At 69.9% G+C, this 9,128-nt stretch carries 7 protein-coding genes and 1 pseudogene; 2 read left to right on the top strand and 6 right to left on the bottom strand.

Annotation, left to right across the window (positions count from 1 at the left end):
• From ON23_RS08945 to lspA, 3 genes and pseudogenes are all read right to left on the bottom strand, one after another.
• Window positions 1–223: pseudogene (locus ON23_RS08945) on the bottom strand (hypothetical protein); the annotation flags it as partial.
• A gap of 11 nt (window positions 224–234) precedes the next feature.
• The gene (locus ON23_RS08940) at window positions 235–1,161 is read right to left on the bottom strand and encodes an RluA family pseudouridine synthase (protein WP_039777444.1); all 927 of its coding nucleotides are present in this window, start codon (window positions 1,159–1,161) and stop codon (window positions 235–237) included.
• Window positions 1,158–1,901 carry a signal peptidase II gene (lspA, locus tag ON23_RS08935; protein ID WP_051042279.1) on the bottom strand — a complete coding sequence of 248 codons (744 nt, stop codon included), beginning with the start codon at window positions 1,899–1,901 and terminating at the stop codon, window positions 1,158–1,160. Before lspA ends, ON23_RS08940 begins: the two co-directional genes overlap by 4 nt.
• Window positions 1,902–2,012: 111 nt before the next feature.
• Between lspA and ON23_RS08930 the strand changes: the two genes are divergently transcribed.
• Window positions 2,013–3,008 (top strand): hypothetical protein, encoded by a 996-nt coding sequence (locus tag ON23_RS08930; RefSeq protein ID WP_223273516.1) that lies wholly within the window; start codon window positions 2,013–2,015, stop codon window positions 3,006–3,008.
• A complete protein-coding gene (locus ON23_RS08925) occupies window positions 2,996–3,703 on the top strand; it encodes a sensor domain-containing protein (RefSeq protein ID WP_039777443.1) in 708 nt (235 codons plus the stop codon). Before ON23_RS08930 ends, ON23_RS08925 begins: the two co-directional genes overlap by 13 nt.
• A gap of 5 nt (window positions 3,704–3,708) precedes the next feature.
• On the opposite strand, the gene ON23_RS08920 is transcribed toward ON23_RS08925, so the two are convergent.
• The 3 genes from ON23_RS08920 to ON23_RS08910 form a co-directional block, all read right to left on the bottom strand.
• Entirely contained in the window at window positions 3,709–6,978 is a 3,270-nt protein-coding gene (locus tag ON23_RS08920) for an arabinosyltransferase domain-containing protein (RefSeq protein WP_086006871.1), read from the bottom strand.
• A gap of 184 nt (window positions 6,979–7,162) precedes the next feature.
• Complete coding sequence (locus tag ON23_RS08915) at window positions 7,163–7,660, bottom strand: WKL family lipoprotein (protein ID WP_083903790.1); 498 nt, start codon at window positions 7,658–7,660, stop codon at window positions 7,163–7,165.
• Between the two features lie 113 nt (window positions 7,661–7,773).
• A partial coding sequence (locus tag ON23_RS08910) for a DNA polymerase IV (RefSeq protein ID WP_039777440.1) occupies window positions 7,774–9,128 on the bottom strand: 1,355 nt, incomplete at its 5' end.

The following is a 9,128-nucleotide window of genomic DNA, read 5'->3' as shown; positions in this document are numbered from 1 at the left end:
CGCTCGCGGTCGCCAGAGCCCAGCGGGGCGCGGTATCGGCGCCGGACAGCGACTCGTGCGCACGCGCGAGATAGTCGGCGACGCGTTCGCCGGAGTCCGGCCCGAGCCGGTCGGTGCCGAGGATCGACGCCCGCGGCGGCCGCGCCCAGCCCAACGCGACGACGGCGATCACCAGCACCACCACGACCCCGAAACCGGCTGCGGCGCGCCACTTCTCACTCACCGGCCGCCCCGTCACACCGCGCGCAGCACGTCCAGGGCATGCTCCAGATCGTCGGGGTAGTCGCTGGTGATCTCGACCCAGCGGCCGTCGGCGGGATGGGCGAAGCCGAGACTGCGCGCATGCAACCACTGCCGCTGCAGACCCAGCCGCTCGGCCAGCCGCGGATCGGCGCCGTAGGTGAGATCACCGCAGCAGGGGTGGCGGATCGCGGAGAAATGTACGCGAATCTGATGGGTGCGCCCGGTTTCCAGATGGATGTCGAGCAGGCTCGCGGCCTGGAAGGCCTCGACGGTGTCGTAGTGGGTGACGCTGGGGCGGCCGTCGGCGGTGACCGCGAATTTCCAGTCGTTGCCGCGCGCCCGCCCGATCGGGGCGTCGATGGTGCCGCTGGACGGATCCGGATGCCCCTGCACCAGTGCGTGATACCGCTTGTCGACCGTGCGCTGTTTGAAGGCCCGCTTCAGCACCGTGTAGGCGTGCTCGGACTGCGCCACCACCATGACCCCCGAGGTGCCGACGTCGAGCCGGTGCACGATGCCCTGGCGTTCGTGCGCGCCGGAGGTCGAGATGCGATAGCCCATCGCGGCCAGCCCGCCCACCACGGTGGGACCCGACCAACCGACACCGGTGTGCGCGGCGACGCCGACCGGTTTGTCGACCGCGACGATGTCGTCGTCGGCGTAGAGGATCTTCATGCCCTCGACCGGGGTGACCTCGACGGTGAGTTCTCGTTTCGGTTCGGGGAACTCCACTTCCAGCCAGGCCCCGGCCACGAGCCGATCGGACTTCCCGGCCGCGGTGCCGTCGATCTGCACCGAACCGTCCTCGGCCAGCGCGGCGACCGCGGTCCGCGACAGCCCGAGCAGCCGCGAGAGTCCCGCGTCGACCCGCATGCCGTCCAGACCGTCGGGGATCGGCATGGCTCGTGTCTCCCTCATTCGCCCGCCTTCCCGTCATCCTCGTGCCCGGCGCGGGTGCCGTCGGGTTCGAATCCGAACACCGTCAGCACCACCAGCAGAATCGCGCCGCACACGATCGAGGAATCGGCGACGTTGAACACCGGCCACCATTTGGTGACGGCGATGAAGTCGATCACATGCCCCTGCAGCGGGCCGGGCGAACGGAACAGCCGGTCCACCAGATTGCCCAGCGCACCACCGAGAACCAGGCCGAGGCCGATCGCCCAGCTCAGCGAGCGCAGGGTGCGGCCGATGCGGATCACGCCGATCACGACGGCGACCGCGATCAGGGTCAGCAGCCAGGTCATGCCCGTGGCCATCGAGAACGCCGCGCCGGAATTACGGATCAGGGTCAGCCGCACCACGTCGCCGATGATCGAAATCGGTTCGCCGGGCGTCATCTTCGCGACCACCAGGGCCTTGGTGCCCAGATCCACGGCCAGCACGACGGCCGCGATCAGCAGCAGCCACGGCAGGCGGCGCGGGAAGGCCGCGGGCGCACCGGAAGGCCCCGCGGCGGATCCGGCCGGCGCAGTCCCGTTCGTCCCGACCTCGCCGGGAGTTGCCGCATCCGAGCCGCCCGCCGCCGGAGCGGAACCCGCGCCGTTGTCGCGCGCGCCGGATTCGTCGTCGCGATCGGCGCCCCGATCCGCCGCGGTCTCGCGCGGGGGTTCGTCGGGGTCGTCGAGGTGCTGCTCACGCGGCCGGTCCGTATTCACAGCTAGACATCATTCCTTATCACGTCACCGCCGGTTCGCGGCGCCGTCACCGGGCACGGCCCGAGCGGGAGTCAAAGCTGTTTTTCAGGAACCGGTCGTACCCTGTTCGGCGTGACGGTGTTGTCTTCCCACTCCTGCGCCTCGGTAACCGGTCTGCGCCCCTCGGGCGCGTCCGGGCGGGGCCCGAATCCGCGCGCGGCGCGCTCGGGAGTGCTGTTGATGGTACTGGCGGTGACCTTGTCCGCGCTCGGCGTCGGTTGCAGCGACGGGACCGAGGCCACCAGCGACGCCGAGGTGGAGCCGTCGGGTTTCGGCAAGGAGGTCACCCTGCCGATCTCCGCCGCGGTCGCCACCCTGGTCACGCCGGGCGAGGAACCGCACGCTCCGCTGCGCCCGGCCGTCCGGCCCGGCACGTCCCAGCAGGTGACCCTGCGCACCGACCACCACGTCGAACAACAGATCAACGATCAGGCGGTGCGGGACTTCTCGCCGCCGTCGGTGACGATTCCGCTGACCGCGGACGCGAAGGCCGAGGGCGTGGACCTCGTCCTCGGCACGGCCACCTCACCGGATCCGGCCCTGGATCAGCAACTGCTGGGGGCCGACGGCTCCCACGCCGGCATCGAGTTCACCGATCTCGGCGCCGTCACCGCGCTGCGGATGGCGCCCGCCCCGTCGACGCCCGACACCGCCCGCGCCGCCATCGAACAGGCCTTCTACCAGGCGGTGTACGAGGCCATCGCCTTCCCCGCCGACGCCGTCGGCGAGGGGGCGGTGTGGACGGTGCATCAACGCGTCTCGGGTGTGGTTCCGCTGGACCAGATGACGACCGCGACGCTCACCAAGCGCGAGGGCAATCTGCTCACCATCGCCCTCGACATCACGCAGACACCCAAATCGGCCACCTGGCAGTTGCCCAACAACTCCGGTGACCTCGACATCATCGACTACCTGATGCACGGCGCGGGCACCATCACCGTGGATCTCGGCCTGCCGCTTCCGGTTTCGGGCGCGATCACCATCGGCGGCAATCAGTGCTACCGGGATCCACACACCGATGTGCTGCTGCGCCAGGACGTCCGGACGCAGGTGCGATGGGGCGAGTGAATCGCGCCGCGGGCGTCCTGGCGGGCGTCGTCGTCGGGGTGAGCGCGTGCGGACATCACGACGATTCGCTGCCGGCGCTGCCCGCGACGGCCACCGTGCCCCCGATCACCGCCCCCGCCGTCACCGATTCCGATGCGCTGCGGGCGCGATTGCTCGCCCCGGCCGACCTTCCCCCGGGTTTCACCCAGCTCGAGGACGCCGCACCGGGTAACGGGCAGACACCGCCGGACCGCTCCCGCACCGATCCGGCCGAATGCGCGAAAGTGCTGGCACCCGTGGGTGATCTGTACAGCGGGCCGTCCGCCCGCGGCGCCGTGCACTACTCGTCGCCCAATTTCGCCAGTATCGATATCGATATCGCCAGCTATGCCGACGGCAACGCGGCGCAGGCGTTCGCGGCGGCGCAGAAGCTGCTGCGCGACTGCCGCAGCTACTCCGGCACCGATGCCGACGGCACCTCCGTCGACTACCGGCTCGGCGGGCTCGATCAGCCCAAGGCCGGTTCGGCGTCGGCCTCGTTCCTGATCCGCACCACCAGCGGCGGCATGTCGCTGTACTCCGCGGCCACGATCGCCGTGGTCGGCAGCAGTGTGGTGCAGATCGCGGAAACCTCACCGGCGCAAGTGGATCCGGCGTCGCTACAGGACCTCACGGCCAAACAGGTCCGGCGGCTGGAAGGTACCGCCGGACCCTAGCGGCCTCATCCCCAGGCGGTGTTGATGTGGCCCGGATTCCACATGCCGCCGTGGGTCTCCCGGGTCACCGTGGGCACCGCGGAGGTCGCGGAGGTGTCGCGCGGGGCCAGCCGCTGCAGCTCACCCCAGTCCCGGCGCCAGTCGTCCTTCAGATAGGTGGCCAGAGTCTGCGAGCTCAGCAACTGCTGGCTCCAGCCCAGCGGGCCGCCGCCGTCGTGGCTCTCCCACAGTGTGGTGTCGTGTGCGGCAGTGCGGTCGGGCAGGATGCGCCAGTTCGGAACCTGCGCGATCCCGTCGCGGTGATCGTAGGGGCGCTGGCACGGGAACTGCAGTCCCACCGCCCAGTCCAGCAGCACCGGACTGCGCGAGCCCACCATGTCCTGCAAGGTCGTGGTGCGCGGGACACGCGGCGGTGTCAGCGCCACCCACTGATTGGGGTCACGGCTGCTGTCCTGGGCGACGATGCGGATCACATCGGCCTGCGGCGGAATCTGGCCGAACGGCACCCGCAGGTTGCGCCACGACGGTGTCGGCCCGATATCGACGGGGATCACCGAGCCCAGCGCGTGCGCCGCGGTCGCTGAATCACTGGCGCCGTATTCGATCTCGACGCGCTGGCCGGGGGTGACCACGCCGTCCTTGTCGATCGAGCGGATGCGCCCGGCCGCGGTGATCGCCACGATCCCGGTGCGCTCGGCGGCCGGAGGCAGCCGGTACCAGCCGGTGGTCAGTTCGGCCGGATCCTGCTGGCCCGCGGTGCCCAGTTCCGGGGTGGTGGCCGAGTCCAGGCCGTACGGCAGTGGCGCACCGGCGGTTTGGGTGCCGGCCTCGCCCTGGTTCTTCCCGCTGTCGAAGGCGCTGGAGATACTGCTGCTGTTGGTCGGCTCCCCCTCCGGGGTCAGATCGCCGACCCCGTTGGGCACGAATCCGGTCGCGCCGGCGGTGAACGTCGTCTGCGGATCACCGGTCAGCGGCGCCAGCATCGAGGCGTTGGGATCGGTTTCGACGAGTACGTCGTTGGCCAGTCCGCACGGTTCACCCAGTACCGCATCCACATTCGAACGGGCCAGCGAGAACGCCGGATACTGCGCGACCGCGCCCTTGGCGAACGAGGCCATCTCGAACACCACCAGCAGCGCCGCGGCCACGGTCAGCGGCGGAATCTTCGCCCATCGCCACGCCGAGCGCGAAATCCGGTGCGGCGTACCGGGTTCCGGTGCGCGCACATGCCACCATCCGGCCAGTGCCAGCAGCACCACGGCCACCGCGAGGAAGAGCTTGCTCAGCCCGAAGCCGTGGATCGAGGGCGGCTTGTCCCACCACGGAATGCCGTAGCTGGACACATACCACCATTCGTTGACGCTGGTGAAGATCTGCGCCATCACCAAGGCGACCACAGCGCCGAACAACGCCCGGTTGCGCGGCGAACGCATCACCCGCGGGCCGACCGCGACCGCGGTCAGCACCGCCACCGCACCCGCCAGTCCGGCGTATACGCCGTTGTGGTGGGTGAATTTGGTGGGTGTGGTGGCCATGAGCAGCATCGACGCGAAGGTGATGCCGAGCAGCCGCCGCGCCGGCCCGCCCGCGGTGAACGGGATGCGCCCGCCCTTGCGCAGCAGGACGAAGACGCAGACCAGCAGGCCCAGCCACATGGCCACCATGCCGAAGCGGCGCCCGATCGAACCGTCGGCGGTCGGCATGAACAGCCACTGATAGTTCAGGTAGTCGTTGTACCAGGGGTCGGACGGGCCGACCGCGGTGTGCACGCGGCGCATCTCGAACATCGCCGAGAGCGGCTGCACCGAGAACGCGAAGGCCAGTACCAGGGCTCCGGCCGCCGCCAGCGGCGCGAGCAGGGACCCGTAGCCGTAGACCACAGCCCAGCGGGAGCGATGCTCACCCGTGCGCGGATCGGTGGCCAGGTCGCGCGCCCGGGCACTGCCGAAGCGGAACACCGAACGCATCCCGGCCAGCAGCGGCGCCACGCAGATCACGCCCGAGGGCGCCGCGGTGAAACTGAACGCCGCCACCAGAATCGCGATCGCATACGGCAGCAGACGCCGGGTCGCGATGGCACGTTCCACGAAACACCAGGTGAGCAGGACGCAGACCGCGATCACGGGTTCCGGTCGCAGACCGTTGTTGTAGGGCAGCCAGACCGCCAGGAAGATCAGCGCGCCGGTCCACACCGCCACCCGGTCGTGGCGCACCGCCACACCGAGGCGCGGAATCACCTCCCGGCTCAGCGCCAGCCAGGTGACCACACCGGCCAGCAGCGTCGGAATCCGCATCCACGGACTCGCGGTGCTGATCTCGGTCATGTGCGCGATGATGTCGTACGGCGGTGTGCCGACCGGGTTTTCGGGCACGCCGAAGAACCGGAAGTAGTTGGCCATATAGCCCGACACCAGCGACGCGCGCGCCATGCCGAACTGATAGCCGTCGTCGGAGGTGGTCGAGCCGATGAAATGCCAGATCACCAGTCCGCCCAGGACCACGGCGTCGACCGCGCCGAAGCTCCACCACCGCTGCGGTAGCCAGCGCCGGATGCGGCGGCCGTCGAGCCGGTCCAGGCGGAACAGTGCGGCCAGCGCGATGAGGGTGAACGCCACCGCCAGCACGGTCGCGATCCGCTTGAGCACGGTGGGCACCACCGAGAATCGGCTGTCGACCTGGGCGGTGACGCTGGTTCCGGCGGCCCGGGTCAGGTCGCTGTACACACCGACCAGCTGTGGGCGCCAATCACCCTGCAGCGTCACCGGTTTCACGTCGGCGCCGGTGAAAGTCGCTGCGGTGTGGGATATCTCGGAATGCACGGTGAACGCGCAGTCGCCGCCGAGCCGGTCCACCGGCACACTGGCCAGGGACTGGTTGCGCAGCACCGCTTCGAACTGGCCGGGTTTACCGTCGGTTCCGGGCCGGACCCGCGCGACGAAACCGTATCGCTCCAGGTCCGGGGCACCGGACGGCATGGTCGCGGCCAGCGTGGAGCCCTCCGCGGGCAGCTGCGCGAGCGCCGCGCACGGGACGGTGGCGTCGAAGGTCAGCGGAGCGTAGGAGACCAGCGGCGCGTCGATGCCGCGGGTCGAGCCCTGCTGCGGCCACGACAGGGTGGTGTGGTCGACCTGCACCGGCAACAGCGGTACCGCGATGGCACAGAGAGCGCCCAGGAGCCCGGCGATCAGCGCGATCGGCTGGGCCCAGCGAGCGAGTCGTGACCGGTCGACCCGGTGTCCCTGTCCTGCCGCGGGCGTGTCGTCCGCCCTCACCATCGTGTCGGTCACGGAGGCAGATGCTAGCGCGGGGCCTCCGGAACGAACGAAGTCGTCCGACCTTTCTCAGTCTTTGTTTAGTTTCATTGTGCGTCCGTCACGGCATCGCACCTCGTCATAGGCCTGGGAGCGACTCGGGCCGGCGTTCCGCGCGGAACGCCGGCCCGGACCGGTACGACGAGAACTACTCGCACGCGGGCGACTGCTGGCCCAGGTTCTTCAGGCCGGCGCAGGCCCAGCTCTTCTGCAGCTTCCAGCTGTTGCCCTGGGCGACGAACGGCACGTCGGCCTTGGTCGGCGCACCGCCGTTGACGGAGAAGTCCACCTTCGCGGTCAGCGTGTCGCCGCCGAGATACGCCACATCGGTGACGTTGATCTTGGCGTTGTTCTGCTGGTACGCGTCGGTCAGCTTCTGCATCATCTCGGGATCCTTGGCCAGGGCGTCCTGACCGTCCTCGAGCCACTGGGCCTTCTGCGCGGCCGGCACGCCCGGGTCCAGCGCCTGTGCCAACTCCGAGTTCAGATCGGCGACCGTGGGCACCGGCGGCACGTTGGCGGCCGAGGAGGCGGCGGCCTTGGTCGTGGTGGACTTGTGGCTCGAGTGCTTGTCACCGCTGCCGCAGGCAGACATGCCGAGCGCAGCCACGACAGCCAGGGTGGCGACCGCGATGCGTCCAGTCATCTGAAGCTTCAATGCTCGTCCTTTGCGTTCGAGTTGGGTCTGGTTCCGTTCACGTGACAGCTCCCACCCGACCGGCGGCAGTGCACGAGTGGCCTCACGCTACCCGCCAAATTTCAACGAAGACTAAGGAGCGGATCGGCCGGGGTGAGATCGTCATCGTCGGCAGCGAACGTATACGCCGGGCCCGGCCCTGTCGAGCGGGTCTCGAATCGGACGGTCACCCGGCCGTGCCCGCTGCCCTGTACCCAGCCGTGGCCATACCGGGGATGGCCGACATCGCGTCCGGGATACCAGAACTCGGTGGTGTAGGAGCGCGTCGGCGGCGGCACGACCGGCTCATCCGCCGGCGCCGCCGCGGCGATCGGCTCCTCGAAGACCGCGTCGCCCACCGCACCGGCGTCGCGATCCAGCTCGGGGAACAGCGATTCCTGCCGCACCGCCGACAAACCACCGAATCCCACGCCCACCAACCGGATCGAGCCCAATTCGACGGGATCGATGGCCGAGCGCTGGGCCGCCGCGGTGAGCGTGGCCGGATCGGTGGTGGCGTAGGGCAGAGTGAGCGAGCGCGTCACGATGCTCATATCGCTCTTCTTCAATTTCAGGACCACCGTGCGGGCCGCACGGCCGTCGCGCAGCAGCCGCCGGTGCGCGGCCTCGGCCATCGCCTCGATCGCCGGACGCAGCTGCGCCAGCGTGACGATGTCGGTCTCGTAGGTGGTTTCGGCGCTGATCTGTTTGGCCTCGGCCCGCTCGGCGACCGGACGTTCGTCGATACCGCGGGCGAGCCGGTGCAGCGCCGCGCCGACACTGCCACCCAGCAGCGACGCCGCCTCCGGTTCGGGCAGGGCCGCGAACGCACCGACGGTTTCGATGCCCACCGAGCGCAGCCGGTGTTCGGCCACCGGCCCGATCCCCCACAGTTTGCGCACCGGCAGCCCGGCCAGCAGCGCCTGCTGTTCGGCCGGTGAAATCACCCGCACCCCATCGGGTTTCGCGAGTCCGGACGCGATCTTGGCCAATTGTTTGCCGGTGCCGGCGCCGACGGAGGCCACCAGCCCGGTTCGCTCCCGGACCGATTGCCGCAGCTGCTCGCAGAATTCGCGCACCTGTGCCGTGTTCGCGCCGGCGAGTTCGGCGGGCTCACCGAACGCCTCGTCGAACGACAGCGTCTCGAGCACCGGAATCCACGACCGCAGGGTCTCGAAGACCTGCCCGCTGACTTCGCCGTAGACCACCCCGCGCGGCGGGATCACCACCGCGGTGACGCCGACCAGCCGGCGCGCCTGATGCATGGGCATCGCCGAGCGGGCGCCGAAGACCCGCGCCTCGTAACTGGCCCCGGCGACCACGCCCCGGCCGCCCATCCCGCCGACGAGTACGGGCCGGCCGCGCAATGTCGGGCGGGTCAGCTGTTCGACCGAAGCGAAGAAGGCGTCCATATCGATGTGCAGCACCCAGCGCCGCG

The organism is Nocardia cerradoensis NBRC 101014, from assembly GCF_000308535.1.
GTDB classification, from domain to species: Bacteria; Actinomycetota; Actinomycetes; order Mycobacteriales; family Mycobacteriaceae; genus Nocardia; species Nocardia cerradoensis.
The sequence above is the reverse complement of the archived record's forward strand: the minus strand, read 5'-3'. Positions and strand labels throughout refer to the sequence as shown.

Bases quoted from the DNA above. Each gene is read 5' to 3' on its own strand.
- ON23_RS08940 (WP_039777444.1), bottom strand. From the start codon at position 1,161: ATGAGGGAGACACGAGCCATGCCGATCCCCGACGGTCTGGACGGCATG.
- ON23_RS08925 (WP_039777443.1), top strand. From the start codon at position 2,996: ATGGGGCGAGTGAATCGCGCCGCGGGCGTCCTGGCGGGCGTCGTCGTC.
- ON23_RS08920 (WP_086006871.1), bottom strand. From the start codon at position 6,978: ATGGTGAGGGCGGACGACACGCCCGCGGCAGGACAGGGACACCGGGTC.
- ON23_RS08915 (WP_083903790.1), bottom strand. From the start codon at position 7,660: ATGACTGGACGCATCGCGGTCGCCACCCTGGCTGTCGTGGCTGCGCTC.